The organism is Porphyrobacter sp. MBR-49 (genome assembly GCF_053628655.1).
Map to the genome: position 1 here is coordinate 60,567 of NZ_JBRJGU010000001.1, position 24,063 is coordinate 84,629.

Genomic DNA, 24,063 nt, shown 5'->3' on the forward strand with positions numbered 1-24,063 from the left:
CTTGTTGTCGTTACGCGATTACTTCCACGCCGGGCCGCTGATGTCGAGGCCTTGCGCGGAAAGCCGGTCGAGGACGCCGTCGGTCTCTGCCAGCACCCGCAGCGGCACCACCGCGAGCGTCACTCCCGGTTGCCCTTGTGCCGCAGTGATATTGTCGACCCAGATGGTGCGCAATTCGCTGCCCAACGTCTCGTCTGCCCAAGGCCAGCACTGTCCCAACGCCTGTTCCAACGGGTTCGCCATCACCGCCGGGATATCATAGCGCCGCCAGTCGCTCCCTCGCTGTTCGACAATATCGGAGCCGATTTCCAGCGCATCCATCGCCGCAGTCAGGCAGCGGATGTGCGCGGCAGGCGGCGCATCGGCGAGGTTGTCGATAATATCCTCACCGCGCAAAGTGGCGGCGCGGGTGGTGGGGACGTTCGCCTTGTCCGCCGCCTTGCTCACCACGTCCGACGCATCATCGGCGGTGTCGCGGTTAAAGCGCAATTCCTTGCGCAGCATCTCGAATGAGGTGAACAGGAAGCTCTGCCGCGCATAATCTTCCTTGTGCGCCTCACCCAGCGCCTCCAGCCGCGCCCATTGCGCGTCGTCGAGGTAATCGCTGGCGACAGTCTTTTTGGGCAGCTTGGTGAACTTTGAGCCGCTGAACATCAGCCGCAGGATATCACCCGGAGAAATCTTGGGCCGCGCGCCAAGGATCACGCGCTGCGCCTGCCCGGTTGCATCCTTTAACCGGTCAGGCTGCCACGGGGTCGTTTTCGGGATCGCCCGGATCTCACCGACGAGAATGATGGTGCCGGTGGGCGTATCAATCGTCCACATCGGCGCGCCCGAACGCTGCGCGGTGACGACGATGGAGTTTTCGCTGGGGGCGGAGTCTTGGGCGGTCGCTGCGGTGGGGATCAGGGCGGCAAGGCAAAGCAAACCCAGAAACTTCGTCATCGCGGCGCCCCTTTGAAAGATGTTGCGCGCGCTACTACCGCCGCACAGATGAACCCTGTCCGAATTCCCCTACATCCGTTCGTGCTGAGCTTGTCGAAGCACCGCATTTTCTTTCAGCCCAGGCTCTGAAGGGAAAAGCAGCCCTTCGACAAGCTCAGGGCGAACGGATTTGAAGTTTGGGGTTTGCAATTGGGTTCGCGCATTAGGGCACCAGCACCGTATCCTTCGGCTCATCCGCCAGTTCGGGATAATCCAGCGTGTAGTGCAGCCCGCGGCTTTCCTTGCGGGCAAGCGCGGATTTCACGATCAGTTCCGCCGATTGCAGCAGGTTGCGCAATTCGATCAGGTCGGTCGTCACCCGGAAGCTGCCATAATATTCATCCACCTCGCGGCGCAGCAGGGCGATGCGGTGGGCGGCGCGTTCCAGCCGCTTGGTCGTCCGCACGATGCCGACATAATTCCACATGAAGCGGCGGATTTCGGTCCAGTTCTGCTTGATCACCACTTCCTCATCCGAATCGGTGACGCGGCTTTCGTCCCACGGCAGGATCGCGGGCGGCGCTTCCAATGTGTCCCAGCGCGCAAGGATGTCCTTCGCCGCAGCCTCGCCGAACACGAAGCATTCGAGCAAGCTGTTCGACGCCAGCCGGTTTGCGCCGTGCAGCCCGCTTTCGGTGCATTCCCCCGCCGCCCACAGGCCCGGCATGTCGGTGCGCGCGGCCAAGTCCACCACCACCCCGCCGCAGGTGTAATGCTGCGCGGGCACCACCGGGATTGGCGCCATGGTCATGTCGATGCCGATGGTCAGCAGCTTGTCGTAAATCGTCGGGAAGTGTCGCTGCACGAAATCGGCGGGCTGATGGCTGATGTCGAGATGGACGTAATCGAGCCCGTGGCGCTTGATCTCGGCATCGATCGCGCGGGCGACGACATCGCGCGGGGCGAGCTCCATGCGCTCTGCATCATATAGCTCCATGAACCGCTGCCCGGTGCGCGGGTTGATCAGCCGCCCACCTTCGCCCCGCACCGCTTCGGTGATAAGGAAGTTCTTGATTTCAAGGCTGTAAAGACAGGTCGGGTGGAACTGCATCATCTCCATATTGGAAACCCGCGCGCCCGCCCGCCACGCCATCGAAATCCCATCGCCGGTCGCGCCGCGCGGCGCGGTCGAGAATTGATAGACGCGGCCCGCACCCCCGCTCGCCAGCACGGTCGCGCGCGCGACATGGCGTTCGACGTGTCCGGTTTCTTCGTTGAGCGCATAGACCCCCCACACGCGCCCGGCGGCCGAAAACTGTTCGCGGTGGCGATCGGTGATCAGGTCAATGCAGGTGCGGCCCGGCAGCAGGGTGATATTGGGATTGGCATTGGCCGCCGCCAGCAGCGCCGATTGCACCGCCCAGCCGGTCGCATCATCGACATGGACGATGCGGCGGTGCGAATGGCCGCCTTCGCGCGTCAGGTGGAGCGAATCAGCATCGCGGTTGAACGGCACGCCCAATTCGCACAGGCGGTCGATGGATTGCGGCGCGCGCTCGATCACGAATTCGACCGTCGCGCGGTCATTCAGCCCCGCGCCCGCCACCATCGTATCGCGCACGTGATTTTCAAAAGTGTCGCCAGTATCGAGCACGGCGGCGATCCCGCCTTGCGCCCAGGCGGTTGATCCGCCGGTGAGCGTGCCTTTGGCCAGCACCAGCACGCGCCGCGTTTGCGCCAGCGCCAACGCCGCCGTCAGCCCGGCCGCGCCCGAACCGATAACCACCACGTCATGCGCGTGCCCGCTTGCATCCTGCTTTGTCATGTCCGTGCCATGACGCGCAACGCTGCGTGGAGCAAGCGCGATGCTTTGTAACACAGGCTTAAGGAACCAAAGGTAGTGATCATGCGAAGGTAGCAGTGCAGCCTGCTGTTTTGTCCTGATGACCCCCGCGCATCAGCAGTGTCTGATGCGGTCGATCATCGCTAAACACGCCTGCTGGCTGTTACGATTTTCTCACCGGAGCATGGCTGTCGTGTCCGTATTTTCATTTTTCGGATGCCGGGTGGGCCGCCACCAGCCCTTGCGCCGTGAGGTGGCCTGGGACGGGCGGCACTATGTCGGCACCTGCCGTCATTGCGGGGAGCCGGTTCAGCGGCACGGACACCGCGACTGGCGCAAACGCGAGGACTGAGGCCGCCGTCGGGCTGCCGCGCGGTTCAGCCAGCGGTGCCGGTCAACTGCACAAACACATCTTCCAGATCCGCCTCACGGGTGGTGACGTCTTCGATGGTAAGCCCCTGTTCCTGCAAGATCGCGAGCACTTGTCCGGCGCTGAGGCGATCCTTGTCATAGGTCACTTCAACTGCGCGGGCACCGTCCCAGCTGGCCTTCACAAACGCCTCATGCGCGGGCGCGGCGGCCAGATCATCGGCTACAGTCACCGCAACTATCTTTTCGCGCGCCATGCCGATCAGTTCCTGCGTCGGTTTGTTCGCTATCAGTTGCCCGTGGTTGATGATGGCGATGCGATCACACAATTCCTCGGCCTCTTCGAGATAATGCGTGGTCAGCACCACGGTCACCCCCTCGCGGTTCAGCTCGCTGACCAGCTCCCACAATTGGCGGCGCAGTTCGACATCGACCCCGGCGGTGGGTTCATCCAGCACCAGGATCGGCGGCGAATGCACCATCGCCTTGGCCACCAGCAGCCGCCGTTTCATCCCGCCCGACAGCGTGCGGGCATAGGCGTTACGCTTATCCGCCAGCCGCACCGCCGCCAGCAGTTCCTCGCTGCGCCGAAACGCGCCGGGAACGCCGTAGAACCCCGCCTGATTTTCCAGCACTTCATAGGGCGTGAAAAACGGGTCGAACACAATTTCCTGCGGCACAATCCCGATTGATCGGCTGGCATTGCGGCGGTTGCGATCAATGTCGAAACCCCAGATTTCGCACGCGCCGCTGGTCTTGTTGACCAGCCCGGCAAGGATGTTGATCAGCGTCGATTTGCCTGCGCCATTGGGGCCGAGCAGGCCGAAGATCGACCCTTCGGGCACATCGAAACTGACCCCGCCCAGCGCCAGCTTGCCTTCTATCGTCGTGCCGTTTGCGCCCTTGGCCGGGGCATAGCGTTTGACGAGGTTTTCAATCCGGATGGCGGGTGCTGCGGTCATGGGATCAGCCCTAGGCAAGCTGCCTTTCAAAGGCAATTGAACTCAGCGCCTTCGCCCTGTATCGGCTGGTTCCATGAACATTCCCCCACCTGAAGTCCTGCTGGTCGATACGCGGCGTGTGAGCTGCGATGGTTCCAGCGGCATCCGCGGCGGCGCTGGCTATCGTCCGGCGGCGCTGGGCCACCCGCGCGTCTTCCTTGAGATTGACGAGCATGGCTATGTCGATTGCGGCTATTGCGACCGCCGGTTCGTACTGCGCGGCGGCCCGGCCGACGGCGCTGATCAGACGGCCTTGCCCGATATAGCTGCGGGGGCCAGTCCGGCGCGCGCCTGATTTCGCTCAGCGCCGGTTCAGGCACGCAGCGGTATTGTCCCGCTAACTCTGCAAGGAGATTGTGCGATGCCCCGTTTGCCTGTCCGTTCCCGCGCCATGATCGGCGGTCTCGCCGCCACACTTGCGCTTGGCCTCGCCTGGCCCGTCGCCGCCCAGACCGAGGGCGCACCGGAAGTTGAGGCAGAGGCTGATCCAGCGCCGATGACCAAGGGCGAGAAGCGGCTCGCCAAGCTGCTCGAAGGCCGGGTCGCAGGCGAGCCGGTCAGCTGCATCCGCACCCAGCGCACCGCGCAGATGCAGACCATTGATCGCACCGCTTACGTCTATGGCCGGGGCCACACGATCTATGTCCAGCGCACCGATGCGCCCGAGCAGATTGACGATAACGACACGCTGGTGATCAACCGCTTCATTTCTGGCGAACTATGCCGGGTCGATAACGCGACCACCTTTGATCCCTTTAGCGGCATTTTCACCGGCGTCGTCTTCTTCGACGATTTCGTGCCCTATACTCGGGTCAAGGCGGATGTGCCCGGCGAAGGTTGACCCGAGGTTGCTCTAACCCCGCGCCATCGCCTGCATCCGGGCGATGATTTCCTCGGCCTGAAGCATGATCCGGTCGATCAGTTCCTGACAGGTCGGGATATCGTGGATCAGCCCGGCAACCATGCCGCAGCTCCACGCACCCTTGTCCATATCGCCTTCCATCATGATCGACGGGTAAACCCCGGCGACTTCGGGCAAGATGTCCTGGATGGTGATGGCATCGCCCAGTTCCTTTTCCTTGACGATCAGCCGTTCGACAGCGGCGTTGTTGAGCACACGCTCAGTGTTCTTCAGCGAGCGCATCACTAGCCGCGTGTCCAGTTCGCTCGCGGCGAGAATCGCCTGCTTCACGTTGTCATGCACCGGGGCCTCTTTGGTGGCGATGAAGCGGGTGCCCATGTTCATCCCCTGCGCGCCCATTGCAAGGCTGGCGATCAGGCTGCGGCCATCGGCCATCCCGCCGCTGGAAACGAATGGGATTTCGAGTTCATCGGCCGCGCGCGGCAGCAGGATGAAATTGGGCACGTCGTCCTCCCCCGGATGGCCGCCGCATTCGAACCCGTCGACGCTCACCGCATCGCAGCCGATATCCTGCGCCTTGAGGCTGTGGCGCACGCTGGTGCATTTGTGAATCACCTTGATCCCCGCATCCTTTAAATGCGGCAACAGGTCGACCGGGTTGCGCCCGGCGGTTTCAACCACCTTCACGCCGCCGTCGATCACCGCTTTGACCAACCCCGGATAATCGGGCGGGGTCAGGGTCGGCAGGATGGTGAGGTTCACGCCGAACGGCTTGTCGGTCATGTCCTTGCAGCGCGCGATTTCGTTCGCGAGCTTTTCTGGCGAGCCCTGCGTCAGCCCGGTGATGATCCCCAGCCCGCCCGCGTTGGACACCGCCGCCGCCATTTCGGCAAAGCCGACATAGTGCATCCCGCCCTGAATAATCGGATGCTGGATGCCGAACATTTCGGTGATGGCGGTTTTCATGGCGTGTGCTCTCCCGTGCAAGGCTGCATTGGGGTAGGACACAAGCCTGTTTGGCGGAGGCTTTCAACCCCGCTTTTGACAAGCGCACGCGGCAATGCTGCGCGCCGTAACGTCAGCTGCGATAAAATTGCCTCTTAGGAACGCGTGAACGAGAGCGTGAAGGTTACTGGAACCGCAGGCGTGATCGAGGGTAACTGCGCCAGCGCGCGCAATTCGCCCAGTTCATCGGTCAGTTCGAACATGTCGGTGCTGATGATCACCGGCGCGGTCGGCACCACAGTGACGCGGTCCGCCGAAACGCGGGTGACAAGCACTTCGGTCTCGATTTCCTGCTCGACACCTTTGATCGCCACACTTGCCGTCAACGGACGGGTAATCGACTGGCCGACCGCCAGCGCTGCGAAGGCTGCCGGGTCAAGCTTTGCCGTCACCACCGCTTTGGGATTGCCCGCCACATCGAAGAAAATCTCGCGCATCCGTTCGTTCCGGATGTCGATCCCGGTGTTGACCGAGGCCAGATCAATGTCGAGCGTCGCCGTGCCATCGGCCGCAACGCTGCCCGCCAGCGAATCAAACCGGTTGGCCTCAGCAATCTCGCCCGCCTTGATGCTGACGTAAGAAAGCCGCGAATCCGCCGGATCAAGCGTCCATACGCCTTCGGTCAGCGGGGCGACCTGTTCGGCAGCGGGCGCGCTGGCCTGTTCAGTGCAGGCGGACAGGCCGAGCGTGAGCGCCGCGACCAGAGCAATGGAACGAAGAGTCTGCATCACAGGCAAAAACCTCTCAAACAGGATATTGGTGCAAGCGATATGCGATTCTTCGCTTTGCCGAAAGGGGGGAACGCAATGCGGCGCGCTACTCCCACTCGATCGTCCCCGGCGGTTTGCTGGTGTAATCATACACCACGCGGTTGATGCCCTTGACCTCGTTGACGATGCGGGTGGCCACGCGGGTCAGGAACCCGGCGTCATAGGGGAACACGTCCGCTGTCATTCCGTCGGTGGAGGTGACGGCGCGCAGTGCGCAGACCCAATCATAGGTGCGGCTATCGCCCATCACGCCCACGGTCTTGACCGGCAGCAGCACCGCAAACGCCTGCCAGATTGCATCATAAAGCCCCGCGTTGCGGATTTCTTCGAGGTAGATTGCATCGGCCTTGCGCAGAATATCGCAGCGATCCTTGGTCACTTCGCCGGGGATGCGGATCGCGAGGCCGGGGCCGGGGAAGGGGTGACGCCCAACGAAAGCATCGGGCAGGCCCAATTCGCGCCCCAGATCACGCACTTCGTCCTTGAACAATTCGCGCAAAGGCTCGACCAGCTGCATATTCATGCGTTCGGGCAGACCGCCGACATTGTGGTGACTTTTGATCGTGACGCTCGGCCCACCGGTGAAGCTGACGCTCTCGATCACATCGGGGTAAAGCGTGCCCTGCGCGAGGAAATCCGCGCCGCCGATTTTCTTCGCTTCGGCCTCGAACACGTCGATGAAGGTCTTGCCGATGAACTTACGCTTGGCTTCGGGATCGGTAAGACCCGCGAGGCCATCAAGGAACAGCTCCTCCGCCTCCACATGCACCAGCGGGATGTTGTAATGATCGCGGAACAGGGTGACGACCTGATCGGCCTCGTTCATGCGCATCAGCCCGTGATCGACAAATACGCAGGTCAGCTGATCACCAATCGCTTCGTGAATCAGCACCGCCGCGACCGCCGAATCGACCCCGCCTGACAGGCCGCAGATCACCCGCTTGTCGCCAACCTGCGCACGGATTTCGGCAATCTTGGTCTTGCGGAATTCGGCCATCGTCCAATCGCCCGCCAGCCCGCAGACATGGCGCACGAAATTGGCGATCAGCTTGCCGCCATCGGGGGTGTGGACGACTTCCGGGTGGAACTGGGTGCCGTAGAACCTGCGCGCTTCGTCAGCGATCACCGCAAATGGCGCGCCGTCGGAGGTGGCGACAATCTCGAAACCGGGGGCGAACTGCGTTACCTTGTCGCCGTGGCTCATCCACACCTGATGGCGTTCACCCACACCCCACAGCCCGTCAAACAGCGCGCATTCGGCGGTTACAGTTAGGAAGGCGCGGCCAAATTCGCCGCCTTCTCCCGTCTCATGTCCGGGTCGCACTTCGCCGCCGAGCTGATGGCTCATCACCTGCTGGCCATAACAAATACCAAGGATCGGCACGCCCGCATCGAACAGTATCTGCGGCGCGCGGGGGCTGCCATCATCGGGCACGCTGGCGGGGGAGCCGGACAGGATGATCCCTTTGGGCTTCAACCGGTGGAACGCCGCTTCGGCCTGGGTGAAGGGGGCGATTTCGGAATAGACCCCGGCCTCGCGCACGCGGCGCGCGATCAACTGGGTCACTTGCGACCCGAAATCGACGATCAGAATGCAATCCGAGACGACATTGGCGGAAGCAGGGGAATCGCCGGGTGCAGGATGGGAAGGGTGCGGGTTCATGGGCGCGAATTACGGCAGGGCAGCCCGCGCTGTCCAGCGCTGCTGCGCTGCGGACGGAATATTTTGCACCGCTGTCGAAGCGCATCGATGGACACGCTGCACAACGTCCGCGCCGCAACAGGTATTACCACACTGTTGTTGCGCTTCATGCAACTAAGCTTGGCGTTTTCGCATTTGAATTCGATGCAATCGAACACCATTTGAAACCGTAAGCGATCGGGTGCCGGGCCCCTCTCTCCAAACCGGCCTTCTCTTTGCGAGATGATCGCTCGGCAGCGTTGGCCGGATACGGCCTGTCTGCCCGCCTGCCTGACCGGCAGGATTGGCCAGCCCTCCCCCTCGCTCGGCCATCCTGCCCAGTCGATTGCTCGCCACCTCAGGGTTCGGGCACGCAGCGAAAGAGACGCGGCCACCCCCTCCCCCCTAGAATAGTGGCCGCGTCTCAACCGGCTTTAACCAACCCGGACATCGCACACTATTTCGACAGCTTGATGGACCAGCGGCCATAGCCGCCCACTGTGACATTGCCGTCGGACGTCAGGTTGAAGCTCGTATCTTGAGAAATATACCAAGGCACGGCCTCGTGTTGTGCGCGGGAGAGGAAAGTGACTGTCGCAAGACTACCATCATCATTGACCGTATAAGTCACGTCGCTTCGTGCCGCGACCGATGGTTTATTGAAGTCATAGACCGAACCCGTTCCCTTGCCGAATCCATCAGTATTGGGTCCTAGGTTAAAACTGATCCCGACCTGGACGCCATTGCTGGAATAAACCGATCCATATGTCATTAACGGCTGGCTGGCCTTCCAGTTACCGACAAAAGCTTTTTGGGCGGCGGCGATCTTGGCCTTCTCTTCGCGCTCTTCTTCCGCAGCCTGTTTCTTGGCTGCTTCAACTGCGGTTTTTTCTTCGCTTGATCCCTTAATGATCGGGTTTTCAAATGCGCTTACTGGATTTCCGTCAAAAAATTTGAACTCCAATTTCTCTCTTTCAACCTTCCAGTCATCGCTGCCGATTGGTTCGCCCCGCGTGAATAATATAGCTGGAATTTCAGTGCCCTTCTGCTTGGTTATCTTGATAACCGGGCGTTCTCCGACATAATCCACCACTTCCGCGAAGTCTTCTTCGAGCACCAGATTCATCTTTACGCGCGAACGATAGATTGGCTCTATTTCGTCACCCACATTTTGCGATGCTTGAATTTCTATGTCCTGTGCATCAATGCCTTCGGGCAGTTCCATTTCCAGAAACTGATCGATGTCTTCAGATTGCGGCCCCTCGAAAGATGGCCCGCACGAACTTAGTGCAAATGCCGCGCAGGAAGCGGCCAGAATTGAATATGCCCTCATCTACAATTCCTATCTGTGGAAAGCTTTGTCCCCTTCGATAACCCCGTCGGCAGTCTGCAAATTATTGGCTCTCCGTCAACCCGCTTGCATTTTATGGTTGACGTCTAATCGAGCGATATATGCTGCACTTGCGGGCGCTCAAAACGCATCTCCAACCAGCCGCTCGGCTTCTTCGCGCAGCTCGCTTTTGAGCAGTTTGCCGATGTGGCTGCGCGGCATTTCGGCGATGGTGTAGAGCGCAGCGAGCCGCTGGGTCTTGCCCAGCCGCGCGTTCACCGCCGCCATGATCGCATCGCAGTCGCCCGCGCCAGTGTTCAGCACGACGAAGCCGACCGGGCTTTCCCCCCAGTTGCGTGACGGCACGCCCACCACCGCAGCCTCGACCACGCCCGCCTCTTTCAGCAATTCCGCCTCAAGATCGCTGGGGTAGATATTGAACCCGCCCGAGATGATCATGTCCTTGGCGCGGCCCACCAGTTCGACAAAGCCATCGGCGTCCACCCGGCCAATATCGCCCATCCGCATCCACGCCTCACCCGTGGCAGGATCGATCCACTGCGCTTCCTGTGTCTTGTCCGGGCGGTTTTTGTAGCCACTCATCATGGTCAGGCTGCGGCCGATAAGGTTGCCCGGCGTGCCGGGCGGCATTTCGCGGTCATCGTCATCAAGAACCTTCAACTCGCTGCCCGGCGCGGGGCGGCCCACGGTGTGGAGCTTGTCGGGGAATTCGTGGCACGCCAGCAGGCAGACGACGCCGCCTTCGGTCATCGAATAAATCTCGATCAGCGCGCCCGGCATCCGCCGCAGCACCTCGCGCTTCAATTCCGCCGGGAAGGGGGCGGAGGTGCAATATTTGAGCTGGAGCGCCGACAGGTCGAAGCTGTCGAAATCCGCAAAATCCATCAGCCGTTGATACTGCACCGGCACCAGCATGGTGATGGTGGTGCGGTCAGCCTGCGCATGGGCGAGCCATTTGGCGCAATCGAATTTGCCCATCACCCGCACACAGCCGCCCGCCAGCAGCACCGGCAGAAACGCGACCATCGTGGTGTTGGAATAGAGCGGGGTCGAAGCGAGCGAGCGGACAGCTATCCCGGCTTCCAGAAACGACAGCCCAGTCGTCGCAAACTGCCGCCAGCGCATCTGGTGCGAATGGACGATGCCCTTGGGAATGCCGGTGGTGCCGCTGGAATAGATGATGTTGAACGGGTCTTTGAGGTCGGGCGTGAACGCGGGCGCGCGGGCACCCGGCGGGGCCATCCACGTATCGATGCTTTCCAGCGGCACGCGGATCAGGTCGGCCATGAAATCGGGGCCGAGTTCCGCTGACTTGGCCGCGTCGATGAACAGATGGATCGCGCCTGAGTCCTTCGCCATACCTTCAAGCTGTTCGGGCGAGGCGCTGGTCGTCAGCGGCGCAGCCACCCCGCCCGCGCGCACCGCGGCGAGGAACACCAGCGCATACTCAACGCTGGAGGTGCCAAGGATCGCCACCGATTGCCCGCGCTGCAATCCGGTCTCAACCAGCCGCGCCGCCAGCCGCTCGATCAGCCCAGCCAGTTCGGCCCAATGCACTTCGCGTCGCTCGTCGATCAGGGCGAGGTCATCCCCCTTGATCTGCGACCATTCCATCAGGATATCGGGGAAGGAGCCGAAGGGTTCGGCGAGGTGGGCGGTCATGATTGCTGTGTTCATGCAAATCTGCATAACCGGGCCAAAGCCAAGCGCAAAGGGTTTGGAAGGAGGGTGAGGATGATCCGGCAAGCAATAGTGGCAGCACTGGCCGCATTGGTAACAGCCCCGGCAGTGGGAAGCGCGCAGGAACAGGTTGCCGAGCATTTGCGGGTGACCGCCGTGCTGGCGCACCCTGATGACGAACTGCCGATGGCGCCTGCGCTCGCTGCGCTTTCGCGGCAGGGTCATTTTGTCACCATCATCCATGCCACTGCGGGCGATGCCGGGCCGGGCGTTTCTGATCTTGCTCCGGGCGAACAGCTAGCGAAGATCCGCCGCCAAGAGGCGCAGTGCGCAGCCACGGCGCTGGGGGTGTCGGTGGTGGACAACCTTGGCTGGGGTGACGGGCGGCTATGGCAGGAAGCGCGCGGAAGGGTGGCCCAAGCGGACACGCTCGTTGCCGCAATATCCGCGCAGGTCGCCGATGCTGACCTGATCCTCACCTGGGGGCCCGATGGCGGCTATGGGCACGCCGACCACCGCATGGTGAGCGCGCTTGCCACACAGGTCGTGCAGGCCATGCCCACCGCGACCCGCCCCAAGCTGCTTTATGTCGGCATCCCCGCCGGACGCTTGCCGCCGGTGCCCGAAATGGCGCAATGGGCCACCACCGACCCTGCGCTGCTGACCGAAAGCATCGCCTACACTCCCGCCGATCTCGCCGCCGCCAGCGCCGCTGCGCAGTGCCACGAAACCCAGTTCGACGCCGCCACCCGCGCCGGGATGATGCCGCTGTTCGACGCCACGATCTGGCAGGGAAAGGTGCATTTTCGCGAAGCATTTGGGCGACCGTTCAACTGGCCACCCGCCAAACCGGCGGAGTGAACCACCCGCCTATTTCGGATTCGCCAACGCCTTGACCAGGTCGAACAGGTAATCGCGTCCGGTATAGACCGCCTTGACCTCTAGCCGTTCGTTGAGGCCATGAGCGCCATTGCCGTCAGGATCGCCCCATGCGCCGGGAACGCCGTAGGTGGGGATCCCCGCACTGCCGATGTAAACTGCATCGGTCGCTCCGGTCGACATGGCCGGGATCACCGGCACGCCGGGAAAATACTTCGCCGCCAGCGCTTCCATCGGACCGGTGATTGCGGGATCGAGCGGCGGGGGTGTGGCGATCGGCTTGTCAGCCCGCGCAAACGAAATCGCGACCGCGTTGTCATCGACCACAGCGGCCAGCTGATCCTTGATTTCGGCGGGGCTATGGCCGGGGAAAATACGGCAGTTGACGTTCGATTCGACCCGCTGCGGCAGCGCATTGACCGCATGCCCGCCTTCGATCATCGTCGCTACGCAGGTCGTGCGCAGCATCGAATGCATCGCCTTGTCCTGGTTGACCAGCGCCATCGCCTCAGGGTTGTCGAGGTTCTCGGTCAGCGCGACCATCGCCTTGCCCAGTGCATCGGGCCGCAAAGCGCCCGCCTTGGCGAAGAAGGCGCGGGTGGTGTCGTTGAGCTCGGCCGGAAATTCGTGCGCACCGATCTTTTCGAGCGCCGCCGCCAGCCGGTAGATAGCGTTGTCGGGCACCGGTTGTGAGCTGTGCCCGCCCGGATTGGTCACCACCAGCTTGTAGTCCTGATAGACCTTTTCGCCAACCTGCACGGTCTGGACCAGCAGATGGCCCTTGCCATCGGTGCGCCCGCCGCCGCCTTCGTTGAGTGCGAACGCGGCATCGATCAGGTCGCGCTTTTTGGTGGACAGGTACTGCGCCCCGTTGAATGCGGTGTCGGTCTCCTCGCCGCAGGTCAGCGCCAGCTTGATCGTGCGCTTGGGCTTGGCGTTGGCCTCCTTCAGCCGGATCATCGTGTCGGCCCAGGCTGCGGCCATGAATTTGTCATCGGCGATCCCGCGCGCGTAATAATAGCCGCCTTCCTCGATCAGCTTGAACGGTTCGCGCACCCAATCCTCGCGCTTGGCTTCGACCACGTCGATGTGAGCAAGCAGCAGCATCGGCTTGAGCGACTTTGACGTCCCCGGCAGCACAGCTACCAGCCCGCCATCCTTGGGGTGCTCGGGAACCGAGAACTGGGTGATCTGGTCATCGGCAAAACCGGCTGCCTTGAGCCGGGTGGCGATCTGCGCCGATGCCTGGGTGCAACTGCCGCTGGACACCGTGGTGTCGGTTTCAACCAGCTCCTTGTAAAGAGCAAAGAACTGCTGCTGATCGGGGCGCAAATCGCCCATGGTGCCGGTTGGCGTCTGTGCTGCCAGCGGCGTAGCGACCAGAGCGGCAGCCGCAAGGGCGGTAATCGGCTTCTTCATGTCAGCACTCCCTGATAACTTCGAGGCTGTCATAACGAATTCGCCTGTGGATGAAAGCGGCCACTGCGGCTTCCGGAATGGCCCCCTCGTGCCTATATGATCGGTATGAGCGAAACCCCTCCCGACAGTCCCGCCAGCACACCTATGAACCAGAAGCAAATGGGTGACTACGGCGCGGATTCGATCAAGGTCCTCAAGGGCCTTGACGCAGTGCGCAAGCGCCCCGGCATGTATATCGGCGATACCGACGATGGCAGCGGCCTGCACCACATGGTGTTCGAAGTCAGCGACAACGCGATTGACGAGGCGCTGGCAGGCCATTGTGACCTCGTGCTGATCGAACTGAACCCCGATGGTTCGGTGTCTGTCGAAGATAACGGGCGCGGTATTCCTACCGGGATGCACACCGAAGAAGGCGTGTCTGCCGCCGAAGTCATCATGACCCAGCTGCACGCCGGCGGCAAGTTTGAAAACACCTCTGACGACAATGCCTACAAGGTTTCCGGCGGCCTCCACGGCGTCGGCGTGTCGGTGGTCAACGCGCTATCCGAATGGCTCGAACTGGTGATCTGGCGCGAAGGCAAGTCGCACTGGATGCGGTTTGAACATGGCGATGCGGTCGCCCCGCTGGTGGTCACCGGCGATGCGCCGCCGGTTGCCAGCAATGGCGATGACAATGGCCTCAAAAAAGGCACCCGCGTCACCTTCAAGGCCAGCCACGACACCTTCAAGAACGTTACCGAGTACGATTTCGAAAAGCTCGAACACCGTTACCGCGAATTGGCGTTCCTCAATTCGGGCGTGCGGATCAAGCTGCGCGATCTGCGCCACGAGGACGTGCTCGAACATGATCTTTATTACGAAGGCGGGATCGCGGCTTTCGTCAAATATCTTGACCGCAACAAGCAGGCACTGATCCCCGAACCGATTTCGGTCTCGGCGGAAAAAGACGGCATCGGGATCGATGTCGCCTTGGAATGGAACGATTCCTATTACGAAAACGTGCTCGCCTTCACCAACAACATCCCGCAGCGCGACGGCGGCACGCACTTAGCCGCGTTCCGCGCCGCGCTGACCCGCACGCTCAATAATTATGCAGAGCGTTCGGGGATGTTGAAGAAGGAGAAGGTCAGCCTGTCGGGTGAGGATATGCGCGAAGGCCTGACCGCGATTGTCAGCGTGAAACTGCCCGATCCCAAATTTGGCAGCCAGACCAAGGATAAACTCGTCTCCTCCGAAGTGCGCCAGCCGCTGGAAGCGCTGATGGGTGAGAAGATGAGCGAATGGCTGGAGGAAAATCCGGCCGATGCGCGCTCGATCATCCAGAAAGTGATCGACGCCGCCGCCGCGCGCGAAGCCGCCCGCCGCGCCCGCGAAATGAGCCGCAAGGGCGCGATGAGCATCGCCAGCCTGCCCGGCAAGCTGGCCGATTGTCAGGAACGCGATCCCGCCAAGTCCGAACTGTTCCTGGTCGAAGGCGATTCTGCCGGTGGCAGCGCCAAACAGGGCCGTGACCGCAAAACGCAGGCGATCCTGCCATTGAAGGGCAAGATCCTGAATGTCGAACGCGCGCGGTTTGACCGGATCATTTCGTCCAAGGAAGTCGGCACGCTGATCCAGGCGATGGGCACCGGCATCCGCGATGAATTCAATCTGGAAAAGCTGCGCTATCACAAGATCGTGATCATGACCGACGCTGACGTCGATGGCGCGCATATCCGCACGCTGCTGCTCACCTTCTTCCACCGCCAGATGCCCGATATCATCCGCGCCGGGCACCTGTTCATCGCCCAGCCGCCGCTGTTCAAGGTCGCCAAGGGGCGTAGCGAGGTTTACCTGAAGGATCAGCCTGCGCTCGATCGCTATCTGGTCGATGCCGGACTGCAAGGCCGGGTGCTGGAAACCGCAGACGGCGCACGCGGCGGGGCGGATTTGCGCACGCTGGTGGATCAGGCGCTGCGATTGAAGAACCTGCTGACCTTCGTGCCGCGCCGTTATGATAGCGGAATTGTCGAACAGATGGCGCTGGTCGGCGCGCTCGAACCCGGATTGGCGGGAGAGGCGCTGACTGCGGCACTAGCCCGTGCCGCCGGACGACTGGGTGCAGGCGACCGTGAAGCCCGGTGGAGCGCATCGCTACGCGACGATGGCTCGGTGATTTTCGAACGCCTGTGGCGCGGGGTCACTGATGTGCACGAAATCGACGCGCGGTTCCTGTCCAGCACCGAGGCCCACAAGCTCCACGGGCTCGCCGCGGCGCAGGCCGATGCCTACGCCTCGCCCGTCCAACTGGTGCGCGCAGGCGATGCCGCCGCTGACGAGCCGGAAGCGGCGCCCGCCAGCGATGATCCGCTGGCCGGAGAGGCTGAGGAAGCCGCCCCCGCGCCTGCCGCCACGTTTGACGGTTCGATCAGCCGCCCGACGCAGCTGCTCGATGCGATCTTCGCCGCCGGTCGCAAGGGCCTTTCGATCAGCCGCTATAAGGGGCTGGGCGAGATGAACGCGGAACAATTATGGGAAACCACGCTCGATCCCGACAACCGCGCGCTGTTGCAGGTCAAGGTCGAGGATGCCGATGTCACCGACGAAATCTTCACCCGGTTGATGGGTGACGTCGTCGAACCGCGCCGCGAATTCATTCAGGATAATGCGCTCAACGTGGCGAACCTCGACGTTTAGGCACTTACAGGGAACGAACCGAAGGCCATGAATCAACAGCCGCACCGCACCGAGGAATTGCAGCACGCAAGCTTCCTGATAATCCTTGCGGTGGTCAGCCTGTTGATGGCGGTCATCATCTTGCCGTTTGCCCAGCCGCTATTGTGGGCGGGGCTGGCAGCGATCATGTTCCAGCCGCTATATCGCAATATCCTGCGGCGAATGGGGGGGCGGCGCAATCCGGCGGCGGGGGTATCGCTGCTGGTGATTTTCTTCGTCGTGATGGTTCCCGCGCTGTGGATCGCCGCGCTGGTGGCGCAGCAAGCGATCAGACTGGTCGCCGCCTTGCAGCAGCAACCGGTGGATCTGGCCGCGCTGTTCAATTCTGTTTACGGCGCGCTGCCGTCAACCGCGCAGGAAGCGATCGACCGCAGCGGCTGGGCCGACATGGCGAATGTCCAGACGCGGATACAGGAATTGCTCAGCGAAAGCGCCGGGATGATTGCCAGTCAGGCGGTTTCGATCGGCAGCGGCGCGCTCGGCTTCCTCCTGTCGTTCGGCGTTGCGCTTTATGTGATGTATTTCCTGCTGCGCGATGGCGAGCGGATCGGACGCACGGTGATGCGGGCGATCCCGGTTGAGCGCAGCATTGCCGAACGTCTGGCTGAACGATTCCTCGGGATCGTGCGCGCGACGATCAAGGGCACCGGCGTGGTGGCGTTGGTGCAGGGCGCACTCGGCACGATCACGCTGATGATTGCGGGCGTGCCATCGGCGCTGTTGTTCGGGGTGATCATGGCGATTTTTGCGCTGGTTCCGGTGATCGGATCGGGCGCGGTGTGGTTGCCGGCGGGACTATACCTGCTGTTGATCGGTGATTACTGGCAGGGCCTGTTCGTGCTGCTGACCGGGTTCTTCATCATCTCCTCGGCCGATAATGTGCTGCGCCCGATACTGGTCGGGCGCGACACTGGTATTCCTGACTGGATCGTCCTCATCACGACTCTGGGTGGGATCAGCATGGCGGGTTTTTCGGGAATTGTCCTAGGCCCGCTGGTGGCCGGACTGTTTCTGGCCAGCTGGTCGATCCTGCGCGAACAGCGTGACGAGGACGAGGAAGCGCTGCGGATCACGGTCGATGTGACCGGGCGGGTTCCGGATGCCGAAGACAAGGACGCAGGGCCCGCGCCTGCCGAGGCTGGCTGAGGCCGATGCGATCGCTTGTTACCCCCGGCAGTCAGGGTGAAGCGGTCGGTCGGCTGGTGCTGGCCGGACTGGTGGTGGTGATGCTGCCTGCGCTGCCATTTGGCACCTATCTGATCTATCCCTTCGCCATCCTGACAACCTGGTTTCACGAAATGGGCCATGGGCTGACTGCGCTGGCGCTGGGGCAGCAATTTCAGCAATTGATGATCTTTGCCAGCGGCTCGGGCGTCGCGCAGAGCCAGGTCGCGGCTGATGCCTCGCGCTTCACGCTCGCCGCAATTGCGGCAGGCGGGCCATTGGCGCCGAGCGCGGTCGGAGCCCTGCTGATCGTCGCCAGCGCGCATCCGCGGCTGTGGCGCCCCGTGCTGTGGTTATCGGCGGCGGCGATTCTGGCGAGCGTGGCGATCTGGGTGCGGTCGCCAGTCGGTTATACCATGCTGCCGCTGGTGGCGGCGGTGTTGGTGCTGGTTGCATGGCGCGCATCGCCTGGGTTCGTGCGCTTTACCCTGCAATTCTTAGGTGTGCTGGGGGCGATGAGCATGCTGCGCGATTTCCATTACCTGTTCACCGAACAGGCCGTGATCGAGGGGCAATCGATACTGTCAGACACCGGACAAATCGCTGCGGAAATGGGCCTGCCTCACTGGTTCTGGGCGGCGGCGATCCTGCTGGTATCGGCGCTGATGGTGGGCGCGGCGCTCAAATATGCGCTCGCCGAACAGCGCCTGCGTCCGCCGCCGCGCAAACTGCCCGCCAATGTGCTGCAGTTCCGCCGGGACTAGGGCGCTTTCAGAACGACGCCACTTTCAGCGTGTTGACACCCGAAGCATCCGGGCCAGTCTCGCCCGATAATCCGATAAACATCGTGTCGACGATTCGTGCGAGTTTCTGCTCGGTCAGCTTCTCACCGAGATAGATCAGCGCATCGGGCAGGGTGTAGTTGGACATCATCTGGTTGATCAGCGACAGCGCCTCATCAATTTCCAGCCCCGCAAAGAACCCTTCGGCCTGGGCTTCTGCAATCAGCTCGCACAGGTAGTGATCGGCCAGATCGACATAGGAACGCACCTTTTCAAAATTGGCCGCGCCCATTTCGCACAGAATGGTGAAATGTTCGGGGTCTTCGCGGAACCGCGCCTGCGAGATGGTGAAGCGGCGGCGGAAGAATTCGAACATCTTGCGCGGCGGCGGGAGATTGCTTGCCAGCACCTCCTCCATCACCGCCATATGCGGGGCGAGCCAAGTCTGCGCGATCGCATCGAACAGATCGTCATAATCGGCAAACAGGGCTTCGAACCGTGCGCGGGTCAGCCCGCTTTCGGCCATGGCGATAGTCCACGGAATCTCTGATCCGCGCTCTTTCACCAGATCGAGCACATGGCGCGCAATCCGCTCACGCTCTTCCTCGCGTAGGGTGGGGTTGAGAGCCATGGGTCAGCGCGCCTCCTTTGCTGGGATGCAACATAGGCGAAGCGGACGCAGGCTTAAAGGGCGCGACTTGCCATTTGTGCGGCGAAACAGGGCGGTTGGTCGATTAGCGCGGTTTCCGGCAGTTCAAACATCGTTTTTGCCCGCGATAATATCGCGCGCCTGCTGTTCAAGCACTTTGAACCGCTCGTAATCGGGCAGCTTTGCGCGGAACCACTCGGCGATTTTCAGCAAGTCCTCGCCATAATTGCCGGTCGGCAACATTGGCGGGCCGAAACTGACGATCAGGTTGGCATTATCGGCAAAGGCGGGGACGATCGGGACATTGGCCGCGCGCGCGATGTGGTAGAAGCCGGATTTCCACTTGCCGTCCGATTTGCGGGTGCCTTCGACCGCGATCACCAGCGCCAGTTCATCGCGGGCGGCGAATTCGGCCGCAACCTGCTGGGTGGCGTTGGTGCTTTTGCGGCGATCAATCGGGATGCCGCCCATGTCGAGCATGAAGTTGCGCATGATGCCGGTGAACAGCGTGTGCTTGCCCATGAAGTTGGGCTTGATACCTTCTTCGTGTGTCGCGCCGGTGAAGAACACGAAATCCCAGTTGGAAGTATGCGGCGCGCCCGCGATCACGTATTTTTTCAGGTGGCGGGGCAGGCCGCCGTCGATCTTCCAGCCTCTTAGGTGATAGATCACGAGAATGATCCGGCGCACAATGCGCGATAGCCAGCCGACCTTGCGGATTTCGTCGTGTAGCAAGTGCCTGACCCCTCTTCGCTAGCGTTTCTGACTAACAGTTACGTTGCGGAATGCGAGAGGTATTCAAGCGACTGACGGCTTGCCTTTCGCCGCTTATGCGCGGTGTTCGGGATTTTCGAAATCCGCGCGGCAGCCCGCCTCCCATGCCTTGCGATTGTTGCCGTGGTTGGGAATGCCGCCTGCATTTTTCATCATCCGGGCCAGATGCATCAGATTCCAAGTCATAATTGTCGTGTTGCGTTGGGTGAAATCGTTGTCGAAGCCGATCGTTTCGTCTCCGATTTTATCACCATAAGAGGGGCCAGGCCCTGCCTCGCCGATCCAGCCACAATCGGCCTGCGGCGGAATTACAAAGCCGAGATGTTGAAGCGCATACAGGATTGTCATCGCGCTATGCTTGATGCCGTCCTCGTTGCCCGTAATCACCGCGCCGCCTGTCTTGCCGTAATAAATGCTCTGCCCCTTTTCATTGAGCATTCCCGACATGGCATAAAGACGCTCAATAACCAGACGGCACAGTGAACTTTCTTCGCCCAGCCAGATGGGCGTGCCCAGAACAACGATGTCGGCCGCCGCCACTGTTTCCCATACCTGCGGCCAGTCATCATGCTCCCAGCCATGCTCGGTCATGTCCGGTTGCACGCCGGTGGCTATGCGCAACGAAGCGGGATGGACTGTGCTGACCGCGATCCCGTTCTTCTCCATGATGTGCTGCGCCACACGCATCAGAAGCCCGGTATGCGAGGCATTCTCATCGCGTTTTAGGGTGCAGTTGATGAAGACCGCCCTGAGATCGGTGAAATCATGCGTGTTTGTTTCGCACAATTCGGTCTGCTTGGGGTTGAGTGCCATATGCTGTCCTCCCGTTGCTGTTTATGGAACCAGCGCTTGAAAGGGGAACGGGTTCCCTTGCGCTGGTGACGAGCGGACGCGGAAACCTCACATCCTAAACACGCCAAAGCGGGGCGCTTCTGCAATTGGTGCCTCAAGACACGCCGCAAAAGCAAGCCCCAGTACATCGCGCGTTTGCACCGGATCGACCACGCCGTCGTCCCACAGGCGGGCGGTGGCGTAGTAGGGGTTGCCTTCGTCTTCGTATTTCTGGCGGATCGGGGCCTTGAAGGCCTCGGCTTCATCGGGGGTCCAGCTGTCGGCGTCGCGGTGGACGGTGGCCAGCACGCTCGCCGCCTGCTCCCCGCCCATCACCGAAATGCGCGCATTGGGCCAGGTGAACATGAAGCGCGGGGAATAGGCCCGCCCGCACATCCCGTAATTGCCCGCGCCAAAGCTGCCGCCGATCACCACGGTGACTTTCGGTACGGTCGCGGTGGCCACGGCGGTCACCAGCTTCGCCCCGTGCTTGGCAATGCCTTCCGCTTCGTATCTCCCGCCGACCATGAAGCCGCTGATATTCTGCAAGAACAGCAGCGGAATGCGGCGCTGGCAGGCGAGTTCGATGAAATGCGCGCCCTTGACCGCGCTTTCGCTGAACAGCACGCCATTATTAGCAAGGATCGCGACCGGCATCCCCCAGATATGGGCGAAGCCGCACACCAGCGTCGATCCGTAGTGCGCCTTGAACTCGTGGAATTCGCTGCCGTCGACCAGCCGCGCGATCACTTCCTTAACGTCATAGGGCGCGCGCACATCATCGGGGATGAGGGCGTAGAGGTCTTCGGCGTCGAACTTTGGCGGGCGGGGGTCTTTGATCCCGGGGTGAATCCCCGCAGAGGCGGGGATCTCGTGCAACCCGCGGGAGGCCCCCGCCTGCGCGGGGGCGCAGTGGGAGATTATATCGCGCACGATGGTGAGCGCGTGTTCGTCATTCTCGGCCAAATGATCGACCACGCCCGATTTCTTGGCGTGCAGATCGCCACCGCCCAAATCCTCGGCACTGATCTCCTCGCCCGTCGCAGCCTTCACCAGCGGCGGGCCGGCAAGGAAAATCGTGCCTTGGTTGCGCACGATCACGCTCTCGTCCGACATGGCGGGGACGTATGCGCCCCCTGCGGTGCAGCTCCCCATCACGCAGGCGATCTGCGGAATGCCCAGCGCCGACATATTCGCCTGATTGAAGAAGATGCGCCCGAAGTGGTCGCGATCGGGAAAGACCTCCGCCTGATGCGGCAGGTTCGCCCCGCCGCTGTCGACCAGATAGATGCACGGCAGGCGGTTCTCCTGCGCAATCTCCTGCGCGCGCAGGTGTTTCTTGACCGTCATCGGGTAGTAGGTGCCGCCCTTCACGGTCGCATCATTGCACACGATCATGCACTGGCGGCCCGACACGCGCCCCACCCCGCAGATGATCGAGGCGCCGTTGACGTCACCTTCATACATCCCGTTCGCCGCGAGTTGCCCGATTTCGAGGAACGGCGAACCGGGGTCAAGCAGCCGCTCCACCCGCTCGCGGGGAAGCAGCTTGCCGCGCGAGATATGCCGCTCGCGATGCTTCTCCGGCCCGCCCAGCGCGGCTTCGGCCACGGCGGCGCGAAGCTGCTGCGCCAGCGCGAGGTTATGCGCGAAGCGGGCCTTCGCCTCGGGGCTTTCACGGTCGAGTTTGGTGGTGAGGGTGGGGGCGGTCATGTCGAATTTTCTCCGTCATGCTGAACTTGTTTCAGCATCCATTTCTCCACCCGCAACAACTGTTCCAGTTTGCGCGATGGGCCCTGAAACAAGTTCAGGGTGACAAGCTTGGTTTGGCTTCCGCTCACCGCTTCCGCACAAACTCGGCGCGCAGCACAAGGCCCTTGATGCCGGGATATTTGCAGTCGATTTCCTGCGCGTCGCCGGTCAGGCGGATCGATTTGATCAGGGTGCCTTGCTTGAGCGTCTGGCCCGCGCCCTTGACCTCCAAGTCCTTGATCAGCGTCACCGCATCGCCATCGGCGAGCAGGTTGCCGACTGCATCGCGCACCTCGACCGCGTCCTCCGCGGCGCGCTTGGCGGCGAGTTCGGACGCAGCCATCCACTCCCCGCTCGCTTCGTCGTAAACGTAGTCGTCGTCGCTCATCCTGCTGCTCCAATCAATTCTCGCCCGATCAGCATTCGCCTGATCTCGTTCGTCCCCGCGCCGATGTCGAGCAGCTTGGCGTCGCGCATATAGCGTTCCACCGGCCAGTCGGTGGTGTAGCCTGCCCCACCCAGCGCCTGCACGCTCTCGGCAGCCACCTTGAAGGCGTTTTCGCTCGCGAGCAAAATCACCCCCGCCGCATCGAACCGCGTCGTCTGACCCGCATCGCACGCCTTGGCGACCGCATAGGTGTAGGCACGGGCCGATTGCAGGGCGACATACATGTCGGCAACCTTGGCCTGCATCAGCTGGAACGAGCCAATCGGCTTCCCGAACTGCTTCCTCTCGCGCAGGTAGGGGATCACCGTGTCGAGGCAGGCCTGCATGATCCCGAGCTGCAATCCGGCCAGAACCACGCGCTCGTAATCCAGCCCGCTCATCAGCACGCCGACCCCGCCGTTCAGCGGCCCCATGATGCGGTCTTCGGGGATGAAGCAATCGCTGAACACCAGCTCTGCCGTGGGCGAGCCTTTCATGCCGACCTTGCTGATTTTCTGGCCGATAGCAAAACCCTCGTCGCCCTTTTCGATCAGGAAGGCGGTGATGCCGCGCGATCCGGCGTGGCCATCGGTCTTGGCATAGACCACCAACGTATCGGCCTCGGGCGCGTTGGTGATCCAGAACTTGGTGCCGTTGAGCACATACCCGCCCTGAACTTCCTCGGCCTTCAGCTTCATCGAAACCACGTCCGACCCCGCGCCCGCTTCGGACATGGCGAGGCTGCCGACGTGTTCGCCAGAGATCAGCTTGGGCAGGTATTTCGCCTTCTGCTCGTCATTCCCCCAGCGGCGGATCTGGTTCAAACAGAGGTTGGAATGCGCGCCGTAGCTGAGGCCGACGCTGGCGCTGGCGCGGCTGACTTCTTCCACCGCGATCACGTGTTCGAGATAGCCCAGCCCCAGCCCGCCCCATTCTTCCTCAACCGTGATGCCGTGCAGGCCCAATGCCCCCATCGGCTCCCACAATTCGCGCGGGAAACGGTCTTCACGGTCGGTGCGGTCAGCCAAGGGCGCGATCTGTTCATCGGCGAAGCGCGCGGTGGTGTCGCGGATCATCTCGGCGGCCTCGCCAAGCTGGAAGTCGAAATCGGGGGTGGCGCGCATGATTTGTTCCCGGCTGCGTAATGATTGTTCTGGCAATGCGCATAGCAAGCAGCGCTGC

Annotated in this window: 22 protein-coding genes; 7 read left to right on the plus strand and 15 right to left on the minus strand. The window is 62.0% G+C overall.

Annotated features, from left to right (window positions below):
* Positions 1-18: 18 nt before the first annotated feature.
* Positions 19-945 (minus strand): TraB/GumN family protein, encoded by a 927-nt coding sequence (locus tag ACSSV3_RS00270; RefSeq protein ID WP_354325210.1) that lies wholly within the window; start codon positions 943-945, stop codon positions 19-21.
* Positions 946-1,147: 202 nt separating this feature from the next.
* On the minus strand, positions 1,148-2,749 hold the full coding sequence (gene nadB / locus ACSSV3_RS00275) for an L-aspartate oxidase (RefSeq protein WP_354325209.1): 1,602 nt from the start codon (positions 2,747-2,749) through the stop codon (positions 1,148-1,150).
* Between the two features lie 211 nt (positions 2,750-2,960).
* Here nadB and ACSSV3_RS00280 point away from each other — a divergent pair, with 211 nt between their 5' ends.
* Positions 2,961-3,119: a hypothetical protein gene (locus tag ACSSV3_RS00280; protein ID WP_354325207.1), complete on the plus strand. Its 159-nt coding sequence runs from the start codon at positions 2,961-2,963 to the stop codon at positions 3,117-3,119.
* Positions 3,120-3,144: 25 nt separating this feature from the next.
* On the opposite strand, the gene ACSSV3_RS00285 is transcribed toward ACSSV3_RS00280, so the two are convergent.
* On the minus strand, positions 3,145-4,098 hold the full coding sequence (locus tag ACSSV3_RS00285; protein WP_354325206.1) for an ABC transporter ATP-binding protein: 954 nt from the start codon (positions 4,096-4,098) through the stop codon (positions 3,145-3,147).
* A 73-nt stretch (positions 4,099-4,171) separates the two neighbouring features.
* Here ACSSV3_RS00285 and ACSSV3_RS00290 point away from each other — a divergent pair, with 73 nt between their 5' ends.
* Together ACSSV3_RS00290 and ACSSV3_RS00295 are read left to right on the plus strand one after the other, a co-directional pair.
* On the plus strand, positions 4,172-4,432 hold the full coding sequence (locus ACSSV3_RS00290) for a zinc-finger domain-containing protein (RefSeq protein WP_354325204.1): 261 nt from the start codon (positions 4,172-4,174) through the stop codon (positions 4,430-4,432).
* A gap of 66 nt (positions 4,433-4,498) precedes the next feature.
* Positions 4,499-4,978 (plus strand): hypothetical protein, encoded by a 480-nt coding sequence (locus ACSSV3_RS00295; protein ID WP_354325202.1) that lies wholly within the window; start codon positions 4,499-4,501, stop codon positions 4,976-4,978.
* Positions 4,979-4,990: 12 nt separating this feature from the next.
* On the opposite strand, the gene ACSSV3_RS00300 is transcribed toward ACSSV3_RS00295, so the two are convergent.
* The 5 genes from ACSSV3_RS00300 to ACSSV3_RS00320 form a co-directional block, all read right to left on the minus strand.
* Positions 4,991-5,965, minus strand: coding sequence for an NAD(P)H-dependent flavin oxidoreductase (locus ACSSV3_RS00300; RefSeq protein WP_354325201.1), 975 nt, complete (start codon positions 5,963-5,965; stop codon positions 4,991-4,993).
* A 134-nt stretch (positions 5,966-6,099) separates the two neighbouring features.
* Entirely contained in the window at positions 6,100-6,732 is a 633-nt protein-coding gene (locus ACSSV3_RS00305; RefSeq protein WP_354325199.1) for a YceI family protein, read from the minus strand.
* 88 nt (positions 6,733-6,820) lie between these two features.
* On the minus strand, positions 6,821-8,437 hold the full coding sequence (guaA, locus tag ACSSV3_RS00310) for a glutamine-hydrolyzing GMP synthase (RefSeq protein ID WP_354325197.1): 1,617 nt from the start codon (positions 8,435-8,437) through the stop codon (positions 6,821-6,823).
* Positions 8,438-8,912: 475 nt separating this feature from the next.
* A complete protein-coding gene (locus ACSSV3_RS00315) occupies positions 8,913-9,788 on the minus strand; it encodes a hypothetical protein (RefSeq protein ID WP_354325195.1) in 876 nt (291 codons plus the stop codon).
* Between the two features lie 138 nt (positions 9,789-9,926).
* The gene (locus ACSSV3_RS00320; RefSeq protein ID WP_354325194.1) at positions 9,927-11,483 is read right to left on the minus strand and encodes a class I adenylate-forming enzyme family protein; all 1,557 of its coding nucleotides are present in this window, start codon (positions 11,481-11,483) and stop codon (positions 9,927-9,929) included.
* 57 nt (positions 11,484-11,540) lie between these two features.
* Between ACSSV3_RS00320 and ACSSV3_RS00325 the strand changes: the two genes are divergently transcribed.
* Positions 11,541-12,347 (plus strand): PIG-L family deacetylase, encoded by an 807-nt coding sequence (locus tag ACSSV3_RS00325; RefSeq protein ID WP_354325192.1) that lies wholly within the window; start codon positions 11,541-11,543, stop codon positions 12,345-12,347.
* A 9-nt stretch (positions 12,348-12,356) separates the two neighbouring features.
* Here ACSSV3_RS00325 and ACSSV3_RS00330 read toward each other — a convergent pair whose 3' ends face one another.
* On the minus strand, positions 12,357-13,784 hold the full coding sequence (locus ACSSV3_RS00330; RefSeq protein ID WP_354325191.1) for a M20/M25/M40 family metallo-hydrolase: 1,428 nt from the start codon (positions 13,782-13,784) through the stop codon (positions 12,357-12,359).
* A 105-nt stretch (positions 13,785-13,889) separates the two neighbouring features.
* On the opposite strand from ACSSV3_RS00330, the gene gyrB reads away from it, so the two are divergent.
* From gyrB to ACSSV3_RS00345, 3 genes are read left to right on the plus strand one after another with little or no spacing between them, the layout of a single operon-like run.
* A complete protein-coding gene (gyrB, locus tag ACSSV3_RS00335) occupies positions 13,890-16,463 on the plus strand; it encodes a DNA topoisomerase (ATP-hydrolyzing) subunit B (protein ID WP_454184725.1) in 2,574 nt (857 codons plus the stop codon).
* Between the two features lie 27 nt (positions 16,464-16,490).
* The gene (locus ACSSV3_RS00340) at positions 16,491-17,648 is read left to right on the plus strand and encodes an AI-2E family transporter (RefSeq protein WP_354325189.1); all 1,158 of its coding nucleotides are present in this window, start codon (positions 16,491-16,493) and stop codon (positions 17,646-17,648) included.
* A 5-nt stretch (positions 17,649-17,653) separates the two neighbouring features.
* Positions 17,654-18,430: a M50 family metallopeptidase gene (locus ACSSV3_RS00345; protein WP_354325188.1), complete on the plus strand. Its 777-nt coding sequence runs from the start codon at positions 17,654-17,656 to the stop codon at positions 18,428-18,430.
* A gap of 7 nt (positions 18,431-18,437) precedes the next feature.
* On the opposite strand, the gene ACSSV3_RS00350 is transcribed toward ACSSV3_RS00345, so the two are convergent.
* The 6 genes from ACSSV3_RS00350 to ACSSV3_RS00375 all read right to left on the minus strand — a co-directional run bounded on the left by ACSSV3_RS00350 (position 18,438) and on the right by ACSSV3_RS00375 (position 24,005).
* Entirely contained in the window at positions 18,438-19,079 is a 642-nt protein-coding gene (locus ACSSV3_RS00350; protein ID WP_354325187.1) for a hypothetical protein, read from the minus strand.
* A gap of 123 nt (positions 19,080-19,202) precedes the next feature.
* Positions 19,203-19,832: a lysophospholipid acyltransferase family protein gene (locus ACSSV3_RS00355; protein ID WP_354325186.1), complete on the minus strand. Its 630-nt coding sequence runs from the start codon at positions 19,830-19,832 to the stop codon at positions 19,203-19,205.
* Positions 19,833-19,925: 93 nt separating this feature from the next.
* The gene (locus ACSSV3_RS00360) at positions 19,926-20,684 is read right to left on the minus strand and encodes a flavodoxin family protein (RefSeq protein ID WP_354325185.1); all 759 of its coding nucleotides are present in this window, start codon (positions 20,682-20,684) and stop codon (positions 19,926-19,928) included.
* Positions 20,685-20,771: 87 nt separating this feature from the next.
* A complete protein-coding gene (locus ACSSV3_RS00365; RefSeq protein WP_354325183.1) occupies positions 20,772-22,415 on the minus strand; it encodes a carboxyl transferase domain-containing protein in 1,644 nt (547 codons plus the stop codon).
* Between the two features lie 124 nt (positions 22,416-22,539).
* Complete coding sequence (locus ACSSV3_RS00370) at positions 22,540-22,842, minus strand: alkylphosphonate utilization protein (protein WP_354325181.1); 303 nt, start codon at positions 22,840-22,842, stop codon at positions 22,540-22,542.
* Positions 22,839-24,005, minus strand: a complete 1,167-nt coding sequence (locus ACSSV3_RS00375; RefSeq protein WP_354325179.1) for an isovaleryl-CoA dehydrogenase — start codon at positions 24,003-24,005, stop codon at positions 22,839-22,841. Before ACSSV3_RS00375 ends, ACSSV3_RS00370 begins: the two co-directional genes overlap by 4 nt.
* Positions 24,006-24,063 lie beyond the last annotated feature (58 nt).